The organism is Streptomyces sp. JH34, from assembly GCF_029428875.1.
Taxonomy (GTDB): domain Bacteria; phylum Actinomycetota; class Actinomycetes; order Streptomycetales; family Streptomycetaceae; genus Streptomyces.
In genome coordinates this window covers 2,907,996-2,927,497 of the sequence record NZ_JAJSOO010000001.1, presented here as the reverse complement: position 1 = coordinate 2,927,497, position 19,502 = coordinate 2,907,996, and the positions used below count along the sequence as shown (strand labels likewise).

Here is a 19,502-nt window from a genome sequence, read left to right as displayed (position 1 = left end):
CCGGGTGGCGAGGGGCGCAGTTCGTTTGAGAGGACAGCTCAGCCCATGGCGAAGATTCTGAAGTTCGACGAGGACGCCCGTCGCGCCCTTGAGCGCGGCGTCAACAAGCTTGCCGACACGGTGAAGGTGACGATCGGCCCGAAGGGCCGCAACGTCGTCATCGACAAGAAGTTCGGCGCCCCCACCATCACCAACGACGGTGTCACCATCGCGCGCGAGGTCGAGCTCGACGACCCGTACGAGAACCTCGGTGCCCAGCTGGTGAAGGAGGTGGCGACCAAGACCAACGACGTAGCGGGTGACGGCACCACCACCGCCACCGTGCTCGCCCAGGCCCTCGTCCGCGAAGGCCTGCGCAACGTCGCCGCGGGCGCGTCCCCGGCCGCCCTGAAGAAGGGCATCGACGCCGCCGTGAAGGCCGTGTCCGAGGACCTCCTCGCGACCGCCCGCCCGATCGACGACAAGGCCGACATCGCCGCCGTGGCCGCGCTCTCCGCGCAGGACCCGCAGGTCGGCGAGCTCATCGCGGACGCGATGGACAAGGTCGGCAAGGACGGTGTCATCACCGTCGAGGAGTCCAACACCTTCGGTCTGGACCTCGAGTTCACCGAGGGCATGGCCTTCGACAAGGGTTACCTGTCCCCCTACATGGTGACCGACCAGGAGCGTATGGAGGCCGTCCTCGACGACCCGTACATCCTGATCCACCAGGGCAAGATCGGCTCCATCCAGGAGCTGCTCCCGCTCCTGGAGAAGGTCATCCAGGCGGGTGGCTCCAAGCCGCTGCTGATCATCGCCGAGGACGTCGAGGGCGAGGCGCTCTCCACCCTCGTCGTCAACAAGATCCGTGGCACCTTCAACGCCGTCGCGGTGAAGGCCCCCGGCTTCGGTGACCGCCGCAAGGCCATGCTCGGCGACATCGCCACGCTCACCGGTGCGACCGTCATCGCCGAGGAGGTCGGCCTCAAGCTCGACCAGGCCGGTCTGGACGTGCTCGGCACCGCCCGCCGCGTCACGGTCTCCAAGGACGACACGACCATCGTCGACGGCGGCGGCGACTCCGCCGACGTCAAGGGCCGCGTCAACCAGATCAAGGCCGAGATCGACGCCACGGACTCCGACTGGGACCGCGAGAAGCTCCAGGAGCGCCTCGCGAAGCTGGCCGGCGGCGTGTGTGTCATCCGCGTCGGTGCCGCCACCGAGGTCGAGCTCAAGGAGAAGAAGCACCGTCTGGAGGACGCCATCTCCGCGACCCGCGCCGCGGTCGAGGAGGGCATCGTCTCCGGTGGTGGCTCCGCTCTGGTCCACGCCGTCAAGGTCCTCGAGGGCAACCTCGGCAAGACCGGCGACGAGGCCACGGGTGTCGCGGTCGTGCACCGCGCCGCCGTCGAGCCGCTCCGCTGGATCGCCGAGAACGCGGGCCTCGAGGGCTACGTCATCACCTCGAAGGTCGCCGAGCTCGACAAGGGTCAGGGCTTCAACGCCGCGACCGGCGAGTACGGCGACCTGGTGAAGGCCGGCGTCATCGACCCGGTCAAGGTCACCCGCTCCGCCCTGGAGAACGCCGCGTCCATCGCGTCGCTGCTGCTCACGACCGAGACCCTGGTCGTCGAGAAGCCGGCCGAGGAAGAGGCCGACGCCGGTCACGGCGGCCACGGCCACTCCCACTAGTACGGCTCCGTACGCCACCGAGGCCCGGTACCCCCGTCGCGGGGGCACCGGGCCTCGGTGTCGGTGCGGGGCACGTCCGGCTACTTGGGGCCGTACGTCCGGCCCGCGCGGGAGGTGACTCCTCCCAGGAGGCTGCGGGGCGTCAGCCTCACCAGGCCCATCAGCGCCTTGTAGCGCGGGTCCGGGATCGACACGGACCTGCCGCGGGCCAGGTCCTCCAGGGCCGCTGCCACCAGCTTGTCCGCGTCGAGCCACATCCAGTCCGGGATGTTTCCCGTCCCCATCCCGGCCCGCTGGTGGAACTCGGTCCGCACGAAGCCGGGGCACAGCGCCATCAGCCGCACGCCCGTACCCGCCAGGTCCTTCGCCACCCCCTGGGTGAACTGGACGACCCACGCCTTCGACGCCCCGTACGTCCCCCGCGGCAGGAAGGCCGCGACCGAGGCCACGTTGACCACTCCGCCACGGCCGCGTTCCCGCATCGAGCCCGCCGCGGCCGAGGTCAGTCGCAGCACCGCCTCGCAGTGGACCTTGAGCATCGTCAGCTCGTCGGCGACGGACACGTCCAGATAGCGCCCCTTGTTGCCGAAGCCGGCGTTGTTGACCAGGAGGTCGACCGGGCTCACACGATCCGTCAGCCGTGCGGCGACCGCCTCGATCCCGGCATCCGTGGACAGGTCGGCGGTGAGCACCTCGGCCTCGATGCCGTGCCGGTCGTGCAGCTCGGTGGCCTGGACCCGGAGCCGCTCCGTGTCGCGGGCCACCAGCACCAGATTGTGCCCGTCACCCGCGAGCCGCCGTGCGAAGGCGGCCCCGATCCCCGCCGTCGCGCCCGTAATCAGTGCAGTCGTCATAAGCGGCACGTTAGCGTCCGCCCGGGCGGGGCCCCGACCCGCCTTCTCCCTCGGCCCTGAGCGACCCGGGACGGAGGGCCGCACCGGTCCGGCCGGCGGGCCCTAGGAGACGGGGCTCTGCTTCGCCACCCAGGCCCGCGCCGCGCGGAGCGTCTCCGTGTGCAACGCGTCCCCGGCGTCGAGCAGGCGGGGCAGCAGTTCCCGCTCCGTGGTCGTCGCCCGGAACTCCAGGGCGGCCGTGATGTCGTGGTCGGGCACGTGCACCACCTCGACCGGGTCCCCGGAACGGATCGTGCCCGGCACGACCACGCGGAGATACGCGCCCGTGGCCCCCTCCCGCGTGAACCGCTTCACCCAGCCCCGCTCACCCAGGTGGCCCGCGAACGTACGGCAGGGAATGCGACCCGAGGTCACCTCGAGGACCAACTCGTCGCCGATCCTCCAGCGCTCCCCGATCCGCGCGTGGCTCACCGTGACACCGAGGGTCGTCAGGTTCTCGCCGAACACGCCGTTGGGCAGAGGACGGCCGAGCTGCTCCTCCCAGGCGTCGAGCTCCTCGCGGGCGTACGCGTACACCGCCTGGTCGGTGCCGCCGTGATGGCGGAGGTCGCACACCGCGTCGCCGGACAGACCGCTGCCCCCGCTGCCCTTGGGGCCGGGGTCGGCGACTCGCACCGGGACGCCGGACGGCTCCTTGCCGATCCCGGTGAGGCCGTCGGCGGCGTCGGAGTGCGCGGAGGGGGTGGGACGGCCGAGATTCACGGTGAGCACCTTCATAACCGGACAGGTTAACCGCGAAGCTCTCAAAGCCGCTCATGGTTAATCGACCGATACTGCAAGAGTCCCTTATGGTTGAAGGGTGATCGAAGCTCGTCATCTCCGTGTCCTGCGCGCCGTGGCCACCACCGGCTCCTTCTCCGCCGCCGCGCGGGAGCTGGGCTGCACCCAGCCCGCCGTCAGCCAGCAGATGAAGGCGCTGGAGACCTCCGCCGGCACCCCGCTGCTGATCCGCACGGGACGCGAGATGCGCCTCACCCAAGCGGGTGAGGCGCTAGTGAGGCACGCCTCCGGCATCCTCGCCGGACTGACCGCCGCCGAGGAGGAGGTCGCCGCGATCGCCGGGCTGCGGGCCGGCCGGGTCCGACTCGTGTCGTTCCCCAGCGGAAGCTCCACCCTGGTACCCGGCGCCCTCGCCGCCCTGCGTGCCGCGCACCCCGGAACACAGGTCTCGCTCGTCGAGGCGGAACCGCCGCGTTCGGTGGAGATGCTGCGCGACGGCGACTGCGACATCGCGCTCGCGTTCCGCTACGGGACGGCCACCGGCGAATGGGACGACCTGGTCGTGCGCCCGCTGCTCAAGGACCGGCTGATCGGCCTGGTGCCCGAGGGGCACCGGCTGGCGGGGACGGACGCTGTGGGCATCGGGGAACTGGCCGACGAGCCGTGGATCGCCGGGTGCCCGCGCTGCAGGCGTCAGCTGGTGGAGGTCTGCGAGTCCTCCGGCTTCACCCCCCGCATCGACTTCGCCACCGACGACTACCCGGCGGTGATCGGCCTCGTGGGGGCGGGGCTCGGCGTCGCCGTCCTGCCCGGGCTCGCCCTCGAGTCGGTACGGCCCAAGGGGGCCCGCACGGTGACGGTGGAGCCTGCGGTGGAGCGGGAGATCGTCGCCCTCACCCTGCCCGACCTCGCCCGTGTGCCGGCGGTGGCGGCGACCCTGGACCAGCTGTCCCTGGCGGCCGCACGCTGAGCGGCCCGTTCCCAGCCGCACTGCGGCGGGCCCGGCCCGCCGCACCCGGCCGAGCGGGTCCGACGGCGGGCGTGCGGTTGTGAAGAAACGTTTCTTTTCTCGGTGATCCCTGCGGAGCGTCAGGTGCGACCGGCGTCCGGCGGCGGACCCGAGTGGGCGGAGATCAGGCGGTTGCGGGCGCGGCCCATGAGCTCCTCGCGCTCGTCCTCGGTCAGGCCGCCCCAGACGCCGTAGGGCTCGCGCACCGCGAGTGCGTGAGCCGCGCACTCGGCGCGTACCGGGCAGCGCATGCAGACCTCTTTGGCCGAGGTCTCACGGGCGCTCCTGGCCGCTCCTCGTTCTCCTTCGGGGTGGAAGAACAGCGAACTGTCGACCCCACGGCAGGCGGCCAGCAGCTGCCAGTCCCACAGGTCCGCGTTCGGCCCTGGAAGGCGGGAGAAATCTGCCATTGCGTGTCCCCTCGAAACCTTGCTGGTTCGGAAACGGCATCCTCGACCGTTGTCGCTCGTCACGTGCTCGACGGTGACCGGAGTCCCGACGGTACATCTACGGTCTTAGTAGATGTAAATATGACTGATTGCGAATCTAGCCACAGACGTCACCAAAAGGGAAGAAAACCCGCTAAATGGGGCAGGTCGTCGAGTGGAAGGTCGATCGGGGGGCGAGTGATCCCGTGTCGCTCTTCTCCGTGCACGCCCCCTCACTTAGAGTGCCGAACCGGATGCTTTGGCCCGTAACTCTTTCGAGTGACCGTCGTTGATGAGGGGGAGGCGGTTGACGGAGAACGAGCTCGGGCACATGTCCGAGGGGGTCAACCGCACAGGTGACGACTTGTACCAGCCTGGAGGCTCAAGGTGACGCGCATCAGCTGCGGAGGACGGTCATGACATCCGTCCTCGTCTGCGACGACTCCCCGCTTGCCCGAGAAGCGCTCCGCCGCGCGGTTGCGACCGTGCCCGGCGTCGAGCGTGTGACGACCGCGGCCAACGGGGAGGAGGTCCTCCGCCGCTGGGGAGCGGATCGTTCGGATCTGATTCTGATGGACGTACGCATGCCCGGTCTCGGGGGTGTGGAGACGGTCCGGCGGCTGCTCTCGGCCGACCCCGGGGCCAGGATCATCATGCTGACCGTCGCGGAGGATCTCGACGGGGTCGCGCTCGCGGTCGCCGCCGGGGCGCGCGGCTATCTGCACAAGGACGCCTCGCGTGCCGAACTGCGCGCCACCGTGACCCAGGCGCTCGCCGATCCGACCTGGCGGCTCGCCCCGCGCAGGCTGCGGTCCGCGGAGATGGGCGCGGCGCCGACGCTCACGGCCCGGGAGATCCAGGTGCTCGAAGGGATGAGCCACGGCCGGTCCAACGCGGAGATCGGGCGCGAGCTGTTCCTCTCCGAGGACACGGTGAAGACGCACGCGCGGCGGCTGTTCAAGAAGCTCGGCGCCTCGGACCGCGCGCACGCCGTCGCGCTCGGATTCCGCTGGGGCCTGGTCCGCTGACACCGCGGCGCGGCCGACAGCCGTGCGATCCCGTCCGCACGCCGGCGGACGGGGCGACGGTGGCGGCGGACCCGCGGCCGGGCCGTCCCCACCAGCGCTATGTGACGCTTCCTGGCCGATGCCGCATCCTTGGGGTGGTGGAGTTCCTCGGGGAACATTCGGTCGAGCGGAAGGGGAGGGCGCAGGACATGACATCCGGCGCACCCGCTCAGAACGCTGGAGCACTCACTCACCACGCCGACGGCGCACCGGCCGGCGCGCCCGCCGATGGTGCCGACGTGTCCGTCGGCGACACGGAAGCGGCCGCTGATAACGCTTCGGTGCACAACTCGGGACGCGATGCATCGGATCGGACGCCGTCAAGGCACCATGGTCCGATGCGTGAGGACGGGACGACGGTGATCGGTGCTCTGGTGCACCGCGCCGTCGACGGCGACGCGCAGGCCACCCACGACCTGCTGGCGCACGTCCACCCCCTCGCCCTGCGCTACTGCAGGTCCCGGCTGAACCGGCTTCCCGGTGATGCCCGTCACTTCGTGGAGGACCTCGCGCAGGAGGTCTGCGTGGCGGTGCTGATGGCGCTGCCGAGGTACAAGGACACCGGCAGGCCGTTCGAAGCCTTCGTCTTCGCCATCGCGGGCCACAAGGTCGCCGACCTCCAGCGCGCCGCGATGCGGTACCCCGGTTCGACGGCCGTGCCCTCCGACGAGATGCCGGAGCGGCCCGACGACTCACTCGGCCCCGAGGAGCGGGCCCTGCTCAGCAGCGACGCCGCCTGGGCGAAGAAGCTCCTCGCCAACCTTCCGGAGAACCAGCGAGAACTGCTGGTCCTGCGGGTCGCCGTCGGCCTGACCGCCGAGGAGACCGGGCAGATGCTCGGAATGTCCCCGGGCGCCGTCCGGGTCGCCCAGCACCGCGCGCTGAGCAGACTGCGGGCCCTCGCAGGCCAGTAGGGACCGGCCCCCGAGGCTCCCGCGGTGTGGAGGAAGCCACAGAACCCCTAGGTGATCTTGATCGTGGAATGAGACACCCCGTGAGCCCGTTAGCATGGACATCCGCACCGATCAAGACCATTTGGGGAAGGTGTCATGACTGCAAACGTCGACGGAGTGCCTGAGAAGTTCGCGACGCTCGGGCTGACATACGACGACGTGCTGCTGCTGCCGGGCGCGTCCGAGGTCCTGCCCAACGCGGTCGACACCTCGTCCCTCATCTCGCGCAACGTGCGGGTGAACATCCCCCTGTTGTCGGCTGCCATGGACAAGGTGACCGAAGCCCGGATGGCCATCGCCATGGCCCGTCAGGGCGGCGTCGGCGTGCTGCACCGCAACCTCTCCATCGAGGACCAGGTGAACCAGGTCGACCTGGTCAAGCGGTCCGAGTCCGGCATGGTCACCGACCCGATCACCGTGCACCCCGACGCCACACTCGGCGAGGCGGACGCGCTCTGCGCGAAGTTCCGCATCAGCGGAGTGCCGGTCACCGACCCCGCGGGCAAGCTCCTGGGCATCGTGACCAACCGTGACATGGCCTTCGAGTCGGACCGGTCGCGCCAGGTGCGCGAGGTCATGACGCCCATGCCGCTCGTCACCGGGCGGGTCGGCATCTCCGGTGTGGAGGCCATGGAGCTGCTGCGACGCCACAAGATCGAGAAGCTTCCGCTGGTCGACGACTCGGGCGTCCTGAAGGGCCTGATCACGGTCAAGGACTTCAAGAAGGCCGAGCAGTACCCGAACGCCGCCAAGGACGCCGAAGGCCGTCTGCTGGTCGGCGCGGCCGTCGGCGCCAGCCCCGAGGCGCTGGACCGCGCGCAGGCGCTCGCGTCGGCGGGTGTCGACTTCCTCATCGTCGACACCTCGCACGGGCACAACCGCAACGCCCTCGACTGGATGGCGAAGATCAAGTCGAGCGTCGCCATCGACGTCATCGGCGGCAACGTCGCCACCCGTGACGGCGCCCAGGCGCTGATCGACGCGGGTGTCGACGGCGTGAAGGTGGGCGTCGGACCCGGCTCGATCTGTACGACCCGCGTGGTCGCCGGTATCGGTGTCCCGCAGGTCACCGCGATCTACGAGGCGGCCCTCGCCGCCCGTGCCGCCGGTGTCCCCGTGATCGGCGACGGTGGCCTCCAGTACTCCGGAGACATCGGCAAGGCCCTGTCCGCCGGGGCTGACAGCGTGATGCTGGGCAGCCTCCTCGCGGGCTGCGAGGAGTCCCCGGGCGAGCTGATGTTCATCAACGGCAAGCAGTTCAAGTCGTACCGCGGCATGGGCTCGCTGGGCGCCATGCAGTCCCGCGGCCAGGGACGGTCCTACTCCAAGGACCGCTACTTCCAGGCCGAGGTGTCCTCGGACGACAAGCTCGTGCCCGAGGGCATCGAGGGGCAGGTGCCCTACCGCGGCCCGCTGGCCAACGTCCTCCACCAGCTGGTCGGCGGCCTCCGCCAGACCATGGGCTACGTCGGCGCCGCGACCGTCGACGAGATGGAGAGCAAGGGCCGCTTCGTCCGGATCACCTCGGCGGGTCTCAAGGAGAGCCACCCGCACGACATCCAGATGACGGTCGAAGCACCGAACTACAGCAGGAAGTAAGGCATCAGCGCAGGTGAGGGGCGGACCGGTGTTCCCGGGACCGCCCCTCACGCGTGCGTCGGGGATACTGGTCAGCGCAGACGTAGAGGGAAAGGCCACACCATCGTGACTGAGATCGAGATCGGGCGCGGCAAGCGCGGCCGCAGGGCATACGCGTTCGACGACATCGCTGTCGTGCCGAGCCGGCGCACCCGTGACCCGAAGGAGGTCTCGATCGCCTGGCAGATCGACGCCTACCGTTTCGAGCTGCCGTTCCTGGCCGCGCCCATGGACTCGGTGGTCTCACCGCAGACCGCCATCCGCATCGGTGAGCTGGGCGGCCTCGGTGTCCTCAACCTCGAGGGGCTGTGGACCCGGCACGCCGACCCGCAGGCGCTCCTCGACGAGATCGCCGAGATGCCCGTCGAGACCGCCACCCCGCGGCTCCAGGAGATCTACTCCGCCCCCATCCAGGAGGAGCTGATCGGGCAGCGCATCAAGGAGGTGCGCGACTCCGGTGTCGTCACCGCCGCCGCGCTCTCCCCGCAGCGCACCGCGCAGTTCTCCAAGGCCGTCGTCGACGCGGGCGTGGACATCTTCGTCATCCGCGGTACGACGGTCTCCGCCGAGCACGTCTCCGGCGCGGCCGAGCCGCTCAACCTGAAGCAGTTCATCTACGAGCTGGACGTCCCGGTGATCGTCGGCGGCTGTGCCACGTACACCGCCGCCCTGCACCTGATGCGCACCGGCGCGGCGGGTGTCCTCGTCGGCTTCGGCGGCGGCGCCGCGCACACCACGCGCAACGTCTTCGGCATCCAGGTCCCGATGGCGACCGCGGTCGCCGACGTGGCCGGGGCCCGCCGCGACTACATGGACGAGTCCGGCGGCCGGTACGTGCACGTCATCGCGGACGGCGGCGTCGGCTGGTCCGGCGACCTGCCCAAGGCGATCGCCTGCGGTGCGGACGCCGTGATGATGGGCTCCCCGCTGGCCCGTGCCACGGACGCGCCCGGCCGCGGCCGGCACTGGGGCATGGAGGCCGTCCACGAGGACGTGCCGCGCGGCAAGCTGGTCGACCTCGGCTCCGTCGGCACGACCGAGGAGGTCCTGACCGGCCCCTCGCACACGCCCGACGGCTCGATGAACATCTTCGGCGCGCTGCGCCGCGCGATGGCCACCACGGGCTACAGCGACCTCAAGGAGTTCCAGCGCGTCGAGGTGACGGTGGCGGACTCGCAGCACCGCCGCTGATCTCCGCGGAGCACACGCGACGGCCCGGACCTCTCGGAGGTCCGGGCCGTCGCGTGTGACGCGGTGACGCGCCGCTGGTTACGCGGCCTTCCTGGCCCCACCGAAGGCGGCGACCGGACCCAGGAGGAGGAAGAGGTACGTCATGAAGTCGGCCTCCTGCTTCCAGACGTCGATGACGTCGCCGAAGTGCTCGAAGAAGACCTCGGAGAAGCCGACGCCCAGACCGTCCGCGAGGATCATCGACATGGCGACGAGCTGACCGAGGAAGACGGCGCCCAGGGAGAAGAGGGCACTGGCCGCGCCGATGGCCGGGAGGGGACCGCCGACCTTGCTCGCCGCGAAGCCGACGAGGAAGCCGACGCCGATGGCCGCGTAGCCGACCTCGCGCTCGATGGAGCCGGCTATGACGCCGTACAGGATCGCCGCGACGATCGCCGTACCGAAGGCGGTCAGCACGCCGAGGCCCACATTGCCGCGCGGGGCCGGAGGGGCGGGCGGGAAGCCGCCGCTGAACTGCCCGGGCTGCTGGCCCGCGAACGGGTTGCCCGTCGGGGCAACGGGCTGCTGACCGGCGTAGGGGTTTCCGGGCGTGGGCTGCTGACCCGCGTACGGGTTGCCCTCGGCCGGCTGGCCGCCGTGGGGCTGCTGCGGCGGGTTCGGTGGCTGTACGGGCTGGCTCATACGGGTGTTCCCCCTGGGGCGGTGCGCACGGCTGTGCGAGAAGTGACGCCGCAGGCTAGCAGCCCGCGCCGACACGGCCCACCGGGAATTCCGGGGGCCCGTCCGGGGACACGCGTCACAGCCGGTGGGCGGCTCCCGCCGGGGTCGCTCCCCGGGTGTCCAGGAGGAGCTGGGCCTTCACCGCGAGGCCCTGGAGGTCGTAGGTGCGGTGGTGCTGGAGCAGCACCGTCAGATCGGCTCCGGCGGCGGCCTCGTAGAGCGAGTCGGCGCGCGGTACGGGAAGGTCGCGCACCCGCCAGTCCAGGACGTGCGGGTCGTGGTAGCCGATCTGGGCGCCCATGTCCATCAGCCGGGTCGCGATCTCGCGGGCGGGTGAGGACTCCTGGTCGGCGAGGTCCGGCTTGTACGTGACGCCGAGCAGCAGGACCCTGGCCCCCCGGACGGACTTGCCGTGCTCGTTCAGCAGGGTCGCGCAGCGCTGGATGACATAGCTCGGCATCCGGTCGTTGATCTCCTTGGCGAGCGAGACCATGCGCAGGGGGTGCCCGGGCGTACGGCTGCTGTACGGGAAGTAGCCGGGGTCGACCGGGGCGCCGTGGCCGCCCACACCGGGGCCGGGGCGGAACGGCTCGAAGCCGAACGGCTTCGTCTCGGCGCACCTGATGACGTCCCAGAGGTCGACACCGAGGTCGTGGCAGAGCACCGCCATCTCGTTGACCAGCGCGATGTTGACGTGGCGGAAGTTGGTTTCGAGGACCTTCGTCATCTCCGCCTCGCGCGGCCCGCGGGCCCTCACGACCTTGTCGGTGAGCCGTCCGTAGAACGCGGCGGCGGACTCGGTGCACGCGGAGGTGAGGCCGCCGATGACCTTCGGGGTGTTGCCGTACACGTGGACGCGGTTGCCGGGGTCGAGGCGGCCGGGGGAGTGGGCGAGGTGGAAGTCCCGTCCGGCGCGCAGCCCGGAGCCCTCCTCCAGCAGGGGGCGTACGACGTTCTCGGTGGTGCCGGGCGGGACCGCCGACTCCACCAGGACGGTGGTGTGCGGCCGCAGCCGGGCGGCGAGCGCGCGGGCCGCGTCGGTGACCGCGCCGAGGTCGAGGGTGCGGTCCGGGCCGAGGGGCGCGGGGGCGCAGATCGCGGCGGTGCGTACGCGGCCCAGTTCGGCCGGGTCGGCGGTGGGGCGGAAGCCGCCCGAGAGCATCCGGCGGATGTCGGACGCGCTGAGGGATCCCTCGACCGGAGTACGGCCCGCCGAGAGTTCGGCGAAGGGGCGTGGGTCGGTGTCGTAGCCGACGGTGTGGATCCCCACGCCGACGGCTGCTTGGGCGAGGGGCAGGCCGAGGTGACCGAGTCCGATGACGGCGAGGTCTGCGGGCATGTGGGCCGTCCTTTCCCTAAGACCAAGAGACAGAAAGTGCAACTGCTGTGGACAGCGCTATGTCAGACTAGGCGTAAATATGACCTATATGTCGCATTCTGTGACTCTTGTGAGGCGGGTGTTGTCCACAGGCGGTGGCTGAAGTCGTGGACCGCGGACAGAATCGAGAGGTGGGCACGGACGCCCGGCCCCCCGGCCGGTCCCCGAACCCGTGCCGTACCACCCCCGATGCACCGGGATTACCGGGAGGCAGCAGTGAGGACAGCGATACTGGGACCTGCGGAGCGCGCCGAGGCGCTGACCGCGATGGCCGAGCGCGAACTGGACGTGCTGGTCGTGGGAGCGGGCGTGGTCGGCGCCGGGACCGTGCTGGACGCGGCCACCAGAGGACTTTCCACCGGGCTGGTCGAGGCGCGCGACTGGGCGTCCGGCACGTCCAGCAGGTCGAGCAAGCTGATCCACGGCGGACTGCGCTATCTGGAGATGCTGGACTTCGCACTCGTGCGGGAGGCGCTGAAGGAGCGCGGGCTGCTCCTGGAGCGGCTGGCGCCGCACCTGGTGAAGCCCGTCCCCTTCCTCTACCCCTTGCAGCACAAGGGCTGGGAGCGGCTGTACGCAGGCTCGGGCGTCGCGCTGTACGACGCGATGTCGGTGTCGTCCGGGCACGGCCGCGGACTGCCCGTGCACCGGCACCTCACCCGCCGCCACGCCCTGCGGGTCGCTCCCGCCCTGCGTAAGGACGCCCTGGTCGGAGCCCTGCAGTACTACGACGCCCAGATGGACGACGCGCGGTTCGTCGCGACCCTGGTGCGCACCGCCGCGGGGTACGGCGCGCACGTGGCGAACGGCGCGCGGGTGACCGGCTTCCTGCGGGAGGGCGAGCGGGTCGTCGGCGCGCGGGTGCAGGACGTCGAGGGGGGCGCCGAGTACGAGGTCCGGGCCAAACAGGTCGTCAACGCGACCGGGGTGTGGACCGACGACACCCAGGCCCTCATCGGCGAGCGCGGACAGTTCCACGTCCGGGCGTCGAAGGGCATCCACCTCGTCGTCCCCAAGGACCGCATCCACTCCACGACCGGGCTCATCCTGCGGACCGAGAAGTCCGTGCTCTTCGTGATCCCGTGGGGACGGCACTGGATCATCGGCACGACCGACACCGACTGGGACCTGGACAAGGCCCATCCGGCAGCCTCCAGCGCCGACATCGACTATCTGCTGGAACGCGTGAACTCGGTGCTGAACACCCCACTGGGCAGGGACGACGTCGAGGGCGTCTACGCCGGACTCCGGCCCCTGCTGGCGGGTGAGTCGGACGCCACCAGCAAGCTCTCGCGTGAACACACGGTGGCCCACCCGGCGCCGGGGCTCGTCGTCGTGGCGGGCGGCAAGTACACGACGTACCGGGTGATGGCGAAGGACGCCGTCGACGAGGCCGTGCACGCGCTGGACCAGCGGGTCGCCGACTGCGTCACCGAGGACATCCCGCTGCTGGGTGCCGAGGGCTACCGCGCCCTGTGGAACGCCCGCGCCAGGATCGCCGCCCGCACCGGGCTGCACGTCGTGCGGGTGGAGCACCTGCTCAACCGGTACGGGGCGATGACCGAGGAACTCCTGGAGCTCGTGAAGGGCGACTCCTCGCTGGGAGAGCCGATCGCGGGAGCCGAGGACTACCTGCGCGCCGAAGTCGTCTACGCCGCCTCGCACGAGGGCGCCCGCCACCTCGACGACGTCCTGACCCGACGCACCCGGATCTCCATCGAGACCTTCGACCGGGGCACCCGCTGTGCCCGCGAGTGCGCGGACCTGATGGCGCCGGTGCTCGGCTGGGACACCGACCGGGTCGAACGGGAGGTGGAGCACTACCGCAAGCGGGTGGAGGCGGAACGCGAGTCCCAGCGGCAGCCGGACGATCTGACGGCCGACGCGGCGCGGCTGGGGGCGCCGGACATCGTGCCGCGCTGAGACGGCCCCAGCGGTCCTCGGAGCGGGCCGGCGGGACGAACTCCGCCTCCGGCGGGCCCGCTTCCAGGTCCTTGCCGGGCCGTGCGTTCGGTGCTCCCCCGGACGGTGTGGACGTGCCGGCCGTCGCGGGTCGCGGCGGTCCGGACGCCACTGCCGGTGATGTACCCGTCGTGCCCCGACGGTGACCACGCAGGGAAGACCGTCGTGCCCCGGACGGTGAATCAGCAGGGGAGACCGTCGTGCCCCGGACGGCAAATCAGCAGGGGAGACCGTCGTGCCCCGGACGGCAAATCAGCAGGGAAGACCGTCGTGCCCCCGGACGGTGAATCCGCAGGGGAGCCGCCGGGTAGGGCGTGCTGCCGTATCTCGGTGGCGTACGGACGTCCCTGCCCAGGCGCAGCCCTTCCTCCCGGCCGAGTCGGAGGACCACCACCATGACGGACGTCGTGGTGAGGCCGCCTGCCCGGAGGCGGTCGGCCGCCCCGATGCCGCGGCCCGCGGAGTCGTACGCCTCCCGGCCTCAGGGGGGCACCGCGGTGCCCCGGAACGGCCGCGGCGGGGGTGCGGCCGTCGACGACGAACCGGGGGAGGTAGGACGATGCAGCCGAGAGGTGTGGTTCGCTGGGCAGGTTCGCGGACAGCGCCGCGAGCAGAGTCAGCAGCAGCGGGGCGGTGAGCAGCGCCCTGAACATCGGCAGGGCAGGGGGTTCCTCCCTCCGGCCGCATCGTGGCCGACCCCGGACCCGGCACCACGACCGGTCCCGGGGTGAGGGACAATGAACGCTCTGCCAGGGCGGGTTGATCGCAGAGGGGACGCATGTCGGAGGCGCAGCAGTCGCGGGAGCCCCAACGGGACAAGGACGGACGCCTTCTCGCGGGGCGTTACCGCCTCGGGGAGGTGCTCGGCCGGGGCGGCATGGGCACGGTCTGGCGTGCTGCCGACGAGACGTTGGGGCGTACGGTCGCGGTCAAGGAACTCCGGTTCCCGTCGTCCATCGACGAGGACGAGAAGCGGCGTCTGATCACGCGAACGCTGCGTGAGGCGAAGGCGATCGCGAGGATCCGCAACACCAGCGCGGTGACGGTCTACGACGTGGTCGACGAGGACGACCGGCCGTGGATCGTCATGGAGCTCATCGAGGGCAAGTCCCTCGCCGAGGTGATCCGTGAGGACGGCACCCTGACGCCGAGGCGCGCGGCGGAGGTCGGCCTCGCCATCCTCGACGTGCTCCGCTCCGCGCACCGTGAGGGCATCCTGCACCGGGACGTGAAGCCGTCCAACGTGCTGATCTCCGAGGACGGCCGTGTCGTCCTCACCGACTTCGGCATCGCCCAGGTCGAGGGCGACCCCTCCGTCACCTCCACGGGCATGCTCGTCGGCGCCCCCTCCTACATCTCGCCCGAGCGCGCCCGGGGTCACAAGCCGGGGCCGCCCGCCGACCTGTGGTCGCTCGGCGGGCTGCTGTACGCGAGCGTCGAGGGCCGCCCGCCGTACGACAAGGGCTCGGCCATCGCCACGCTCACGGCGGTGATGACGGAGCCCGTCGAACCGCCGGCCAACGCGGGAGGGCTGGAGGAGGTCATCTACGGCCTGCTGGCCAAGGACCCCGACGAGCGACTGGACGACGCGGGGGCGCGCGTCCTGCTCAACGCGGTGATCAACTCCCCGGAGAAGCCCGTCGCACCGCCGGCCGACCGCACCCAGGTCATGGCGCTGCCCTCGATCGGTGACTCCGGGAGCGGCAAGGGCGGGAACGGCAGGAAGGACACCAAGGGCAGGAAGGCCGCCGCGGCAGCCCCTGCCGTGGGCGTCGGATCCGCTGCCGCCGCGAGCTCCGGGAGACCGGCGGCCGTCACCCCGGCCCCCGAGGGCCCGGCCTCCGGAGCCGCCGCCACGTCCGTGACCCCCTCCGCCGGGATCGGCGAGAGCACCCGGGACCGGCTGCGCGGCGCACTGAAGTCCGTCCGGAACGCGAAGTCCCCGGCTGCGGGCGCCGTTCCGTCGCGCACCACCTCCGCCACGGCGTCGGTGTCCGGGACCGCCGGTCCTGCGGGCAGGCCGGCCGTCCCGCGCGCGTCGATCACCGACGTCGTGCCGCGCCGCACCCTGGCGGTCATCGCCGGTGTCGTCGTGCTCGCCGTCCTCGGCACGGTCCTTGCGCTCACCCTCGGCGACAGTGACGCGGGCGACCAGGGCGGGTCCAAGGGTGGCGAAACCGCCGCCTCGTCCGGTGCGACGGCGGGCGGCGACGCCGAAGCCTCCACCGGAGGCGGCTCGGGCAAGGACGAGGTCACCGGCGCGCAGGACGGCGGCAAGGAGAGCCAGGGGCAGGACGAGGGACAGGCCTCCACCGACCCCTCGCCCTCGAAGGGGACCGGCGAGGCGAGTCCCGGCCCGGACGCGCTGCCCGCCGGGTACAAGAAGGTCGCCGACGAGCGGTTCCACTTCACGATGGCGATGCCCGAGAGCTTCAAGCGCAACGCCATAGCGGGAAGCAACTCGGGCGGCATCTACAACGAGAACGGCGGCTTCCCACGCGTCCAGGTCGACTACAACAGCTCGCCCGGGAACGACGCGGCCGCCGCGTGGCGCAGCCTGATGGGGGCGGTGGCCGCGAGCAGCAACGGCTACAAGCACATCGGGATAAAGAAGGTCGAGTACAACGGCTACCCGACCGTCGCCGACTGGGAGTTCACCCGTAAGCAGCAGGGCAAGACGATCCGGGTCCTCAACCGGGGCTTCAAGGCCGACGCCACCCACGGTTACTCGATCATGATCAGCTGCGAGGCCGACGCATGGGACGGGGAGGAGTGCCGGACGCTGCGCGAGACGGCCTTCGCCACGTTCGAGCCGAAGGACTGACCCGTCCCGAGGCAGGCCGGGCGGCCGGGTTGCCCTGACCCGGCCGCGCGGCCGCGACTTGCCACGTATGGTGAGAGGCCGAGGACCGTACGCAGCCGGAATGACGGGTCAATTGCACGGCAAGTGACCGCAACTGACGGATTCACGCGGTCTCGGTGACCGGGGGACAGCGCGCTCTGGGGAGGCGTCGTGGACGACTACGCGGGTCGGGTGCTTGCCGACCGCTACCGCCTTCCGCTGCCTCCGTCCGATGCGTACGAGCTGGCGGAGACCCGGGCGTTCGACACGTACAGCGGGCAGGAAGTCCTGGTGCGGCAGGTGCCGTTGCCGGAGGTCGTGGACGCGGAGGTGCTCGACGCCGACGGTCTGCCCTCGGCCAGACGCGCCGCCGGGCGCACGGTGCGGCGCCCCACGGACCCCGCCGTACGGCGGGCGATCGAGGCCGCGCAGGCGGCTGCCCAGGTGCCCGACCATCCACGCCTGGACCAGGTCTTCGACGTCTTCGCCGAGGCGGGGTCGCTCTGGATAGTGAGCGAACTCGTCCCGGCGAGGCCACTCGCCGCGCTCCTCGCGGAGCGGCCCCTCAACCCCTACCGGGCGGCCGAGATCGGTTCCGACGTGCTCACGGCACTGCGGGTGCTGCACGCGCACGGCTGGACGCACCGCAACATCACGGTCCGTACGGTGCTGGTCTGCGACGACGGGCGCGTCGTGCTGACCGGGCTGGCGGCCGGTGCGGCGGAGGAGGCGCTCTGCGGATACGTCCCGGTGCCGCAACCGGACGAGGAGAACGCCTACGGGCCCCCGGCGGTCGAGTCAGGACCCACCGGCCCCTACGAGCCACCGGCCGTCGAGGCAGGCCCCTACGAACCGCCCGCCGTGGAGCCGGGCCCGTACGGGGCACCCGTCGACGAGGCCGGCCCCTACGGCCCCGCCGACGGATCGGAACCCGCCGCCGCCTACCAACCCCCGGCCGTGGGACCCGGACCGCACCGGCCCTCCGCGGCCGAGCCCGCTCCGGAGGCGCTGCCCGCGCCCCGGGCGTCCACCGACGGGGTGCCGGTCTCCGGGTCCCGCGCCGAGATCGAGGTGGCACCTCCCGCGGCCCCGCCCGCGCCGGGGAGTGCCGCGCAGTTGCGTGCCGCCCGTGCCGGAGCCATCGCGGCGTACCGGGCGGGAGCCCGCGCCGCTGCCCGCGCCGGTGAGGACCGGGATCGCGCGGACCATAACCGCGAAGGCGGCCCCGGGACGGACGCACGGGAGGAGCCCGCCGCTCCTCCGGCCCCCGGGCGCCCGCAGCTGCCCAGCACCTGGGGCAGGCCGGCCGAGGGCCCGTATCCGTACGACGACGAGGACGACGACGAGGACGGCGACGGCGACGAGGGCGACGGCCAGGGCCCCGGCGGCCCCGTGCCCCCCGGCCAGCGCGTCCACCTCGCCGGCACCTGGGGCGACGGCCCCGGCTCCGGCCGTCCCGTGCCCGCCGGCGGTTCCGGAGGACGGGGCGGCTCCGGTGAGGACGCGCTGCGCGCCGACGCCCGGCGCCTCGGCGGTGGACCCGCCGGGCGACCGGACAGGCTGCCGGAGCCGGTGGCGGCCCGCGCGTCCGCCGGGGGCTGGGACGAGGTCGTCGCCGCGAGCGGTGCCACCCCCGCCTACCGGGGCCCGGCCACGCCCCTGGCCGCCGAACGCGCCCGGCAGGCCCGTATCGCCGTCGTCGGAGCCGTCACCGAGCGCTGGGCGCCCGAACAGGCGGGGCCCGTCCACGACAACTGGCAGCTCGCTCCGCCCATCGGCCCCTCCACCGACCTCTGGGCGCTCGGCGCGCTGCTCTACCGCGCCGTGCAGGGCCACGCACCGTATCCGGAGGAGAACGCCGCCGAGCTCGTCCAGATGGTCTGCGGCGAACCGCCCGCCTTCGCCGAGGAGTGCGGCCCGTTGCGCCCCGTCGTCGAGTCGCTGCTGCGTCAGGACCCCACGGAACGGCCCGACTTCGAGGAGCTGAGCGGCTGGTTGCGCTCCCTCGTGCGCTCGGCCCCCGAACCCGAGGCCGGCGCCGACATCGTCACGATGCCGCCCGCCGACGCCACCCGTCTGCCGGTCGTACGCCGCCGGGGCGAGCTGGTGCGCCGTCGCAGAGGACGCGGTGGCGCTGCCCACGGCCGGCACCGCCAGGGGAAGGCACGGCGCCGCGACACGCAGCAGGCTTACGAGCAGCCGCACACCTACGAGGAACCGCAGACCTACGAGAAGCCGGCACGCCCGCCGCGGGAGCCCAAGGGGCCCAAGGTGCTGCGCCAGCCGCAGCCCGGCGGCAGGGCGCCGCGACGGCTCGGACGGCTGCTGCTGGTCCTGGTCCTGCTGGCGATGGCCGCAGCCATCGCCTACGCCATGCTGTTCATGCCCAAGGAGGGCGAGGGCACGGGGGCGGCGCCCTCGGACTCCATTGCACCGGCGGACCCCGGCGGCAGCCCGTCCACCGGGGCGTCCTCGTCCTCAGGATCCTCCGGTCCGTCGGGTTCCCCGGGCTCGGAGAAGCCGCAGACCAGCCGCTCCGCCGTCGCCCTGGCGTCCGGTTACGAGCTGCGCAAGGACCCCGAGGGATTCGAGATCGGCGTGCCGGAGGACTGGCAGCGCAGCCCGGCCAACGCGGACCGTCAGGTCCGTTACGGCAGTGACGGGTTCAGTGTCCTGGTCGTGCCCGGCAGGGACACCGTCAAGGCCAACGGGAGCGACCCGCTGGACTACCAGCGGACCGCGGAGCCCGAGCTGAAGCCCTTCCGCGACTCCAGCTGGGCCACGTCCACCGGTCTGCGCCGCGTCGACGTCGGACGACAGGTCATGGCGGAGGGGCAGTTCACCTGGCAGGAGAGCGACGGCCGTCAGGTGTACGTCCGTAACCTGGTCGTGATCGTCGACGGCAGGTACCACATCGTGCAGGTCATCGGCCCGGAGGAGGAGCGGGACAAGGTCTCCGACATCTACGGCCAGGCCATCTCCAGCTACCGCGCGGGCTCCTGACGGGAC

The 19,502-nt window shown here is 71.8% G+C and carries 14 protein-coding genes; 9 read left to right on the top strand and 5 right to left on the bottom strand.

The features are described from left to right. The first annotated feature begins 45 nt into the window (after nucleotides 1-45). Complete coding sequence (gene groL / locus LWJ43_RS12685; RefSeq protein WP_015578397.1) at nucleotides 46-1,671, top strand: chaperonin GroEL; 1,626 nt, start codon at nucleotides 46-48, stop codon at nucleotides 1,669-1,671. Nucleotides 1,672-1,751: 80 nt separating this feature from the next. Here groL and LWJ43_RS12680 read toward each other — a convergent pair whose 3' ends face one another. Together LWJ43_RS12680 and LWJ43_RS12675 are read right to left on the bottom strand one after the other, a co-directional pair. Continuing rightward, entirely contained in the window at nucleotides 1,752-2,525 is a 774-nt protein-coding gene (locus LWJ43_RS12680; RefSeq protein ID WP_277332391.1) for an SDR family NAD(P)-dependent oxidoreductase, read from the bottom strand. A gap of 102 nt (nucleotides 2,526-2,627) precedes the next feature. Continuing rightward, a complete protein-coding gene (locus LWJ43_RS12675) occupies nucleotides 2,628-3,302 on the bottom strand; it encodes an MOSC domain-containing protein (protein ID WP_277332390.1) in 675 nt (224 codons plus the stop codon). 82 nt (nucleotides 3,303-3,384) lie between these two features. On the opposite strand from LWJ43_RS12675, the gene LWJ43_RS12670 reads away from it, so the two are divergent. Further along, entirely contained in the window at nucleotides 3,385-4,275 is an 891-nt protein-coding gene (locus tag LWJ43_RS12670; RefSeq protein WP_277332389.1) for a LysR family transcriptional regulator, read from the top strand. A gap of 119 nt (nucleotides 4,276-4,394) precedes the next feature. On the opposite strand, the gene LWJ43_RS12665 is transcribed toward LWJ43_RS12670, so the two are convergent. Next, complete coding sequence (locus tag LWJ43_RS12665; RefSeq protein WP_277332388.1) at nucleotides 4,395-4,724, bottom strand: WhiB family transcriptional regulator; 330 nt, start codon at nucleotides 4,722-4,724, stop codon at nucleotides 4,395-4,397. Between the two features lie 434 nt (nucleotides 4,725-5,158). Here LWJ43_RS12665 and LWJ43_RS12660 point away from each other — a divergent pair, with 434 nt between their 5' ends. The 4 genes from LWJ43_RS12660 (at nucleotide 5,159) to LWJ43_RS12645 (ending at nucleotide 9,591) form a co-directional block, all read left to right on the top strand. Then, nucleotides 5,159-5,770 carry a response regulator transcription factor gene (locus LWJ43_RS12660; RefSeq protein WP_003948568.1) on the top strand — a complete coding sequence of 204 codons (612 nt, stop codon included), beginning with the start codon at nucleotides 5,159-5,161 and terminating at the stop codon, nucleotides 5,768-5,770. 377 nt (nucleotides 5,771-6,147) lie between these two features. After that, on the top strand, nucleotides 6,148-6,723 hold the full coding sequence (locus LWJ43_RS12655) for a sigma-70 family RNA polymerase sigma factor (RefSeq protein WP_277332387.1): 576 nt from the start codon (nucleotides 6,148-6,150) through the stop codon (nucleotides 6,721-6,723). Nucleotides 6,724-6,858: 135 nt separating this feature from the next. Further along, nucleotides 6,859-8,361 (top strand): IMP dehydrogenase, encoded by a 1,503-nt coding sequence (gene guaB / locus LWJ43_RS12650; protein ID WP_277332386.1) that lies wholly within the window; start codon nucleotides 6,859-6,861, stop codon nucleotides 8,359-8,361. Nucleotides 8,362-8,466: 105 nt separating this feature from the next. Further along, nucleotides 8,467-9,591 (top strand): GuaB3 family IMP dehydrogenase-related protein, encoded by a 1,125-nt coding sequence (locus tag LWJ43_RS12645; RefSeq protein WP_015578403.1) that lies wholly within the window; start codon nucleotides 8,467-8,469, stop codon nucleotides 9,589-9,591. Between the two features lie 78 nt (nucleotides 9,592-9,669). On the opposite strand, the gene LWJ43_RS12640 is transcribed toward LWJ43_RS12645, so the two are convergent. Continuing rightward, entirely contained in the window at nucleotides 9,670-10,272 is a 603-nt protein-coding gene (locus LWJ43_RS12640; RefSeq protein WP_277332385.1) for a hypothetical protein, read from the bottom strand. A gap of 115 nt (nucleotides 10,273-10,387) precedes the next feature. After that, nucleotides 10,388-11,650, bottom strand: a complete 1,263-nt coding sequence (locus tag LWJ43_RS12635; protein WP_277332384.1) for a nucleotide sugar dehydrogenase — start codon at nucleotides 11,648-11,650, stop codon at nucleotides 10,388-10,390. Nucleotides 11,651-11,905: 255 nt separating this feature from the next. Between LWJ43_RS12635 and LWJ43_RS12630 the strand changes: the two genes are divergently transcribed. From LWJ43_RS12630 to LWJ43_RS12620, 3 genes are all read left to right on the top strand, one after another. After that, a complete protein-coding gene (locus tag LWJ43_RS12630; protein WP_277332383.1) occupies nucleotides 11,906-13,612 on the top strand; it encodes a glycerol-3-phosphate dehydrogenase/oxidase in 1,707 nt (568 codons plus the stop codon). Between the two features lie 817 nt (nucleotides 13,613-14,429). Further along, complete coding sequence (locus tag LWJ43_RS12625; protein ID WP_277332382.1) at nucleotides 14,430-16,475, top strand: serine/threonine-protein kinase; 2,046 nt, start codon at nucleotides 14,430-14,432, stop codon at nucleotides 16,473-16,475. Nucleotides 16,476-16,664: 189 nt separating this feature from the next. Continuing rightward, entirely contained in the window at nucleotides 16,665-19,496 is a 2,832-nt protein-coding gene (locus LWJ43_RS12620; RefSeq protein ID WP_277332381.1) for a protein kinase, read from the top strand. Nucleotides 19,497-19,502: the final 6 nt, after the last annotated feature.

Excerpts from the sequence above, each read along its gene's own strand:
- groL (WP_015578397.1), top strand. The coding sequence starts at position 46 with ATGGCGAAGATTCTGAAGTTCGACGAGGACGCCCGTCGCGCCCTTGAG.
- LWJ43_RS12680 (WP_277332391.1), bottom strand. The coding sequence starts at position 2,525 with ATGACGACTGCACTGATTACGGGCGCGACGGCGGGGATCGGGGCCGCC.
- LWJ43_RS12675 (WP_277332390.1), bottom strand. The coding sequence starts at position 3,302 with ATGAAGGTGCTCACCGTGAATCTCGGCCGTCCCACCCCCTCCGCGCAC.
- LWJ43_RS12665 (WP_277332388.1), bottom strand. The coding sequence starts at position 4,724 with ATGGCAGATTTCTCCCGCCTTCCAGGGCCGAACGCGGACCTGTGGGAC.
- LWJ43_RS12660 (WP_003948568.1), top strand. The coding sequence starts at position 5,159 with ATGACATCCGTCCTCGTCTGCGACGACTCCCCGCTTGCCCGAGAAGCG.
- LWJ43_RS12655 (WP_277332387.1), top strand. The coding sequence starts at position 6,148 with ATGCGTGAGGACGGGACGACGGTGATCGGTGCTCTGGTGCACCGCGCC.
- guaB (WP_277332386.1), top strand. The coding sequence starts at position 6,859 with ATGACTGCAAACGTCGACGGAGTGCCTGAGAAGTTCGCGACGCTCGGG.
- LWJ43_RS12640 (WP_277332385.1), bottom strand. The coding sequence starts at position 10,272 with ATGAGCCAGCCCGTACAGCCACCGAACCCGCCGCAGCAGCCCCACGGC.
- LWJ43_RS12635 (WP_277332384.1), bottom strand. The coding sequence starts at position 11,650 with ATGCCCGCAGACCTCGCCGTCATCGGACTCGGTCACCTCGGCCTGCCC.
- LWJ43_RS12625 (WP_277332382.1), top strand. The coding sequence starts at position 14,430 with ATGTCGGAGGCGCAGCAGTCGCGGGAGCCCCAACGGGACAAGGACGGA.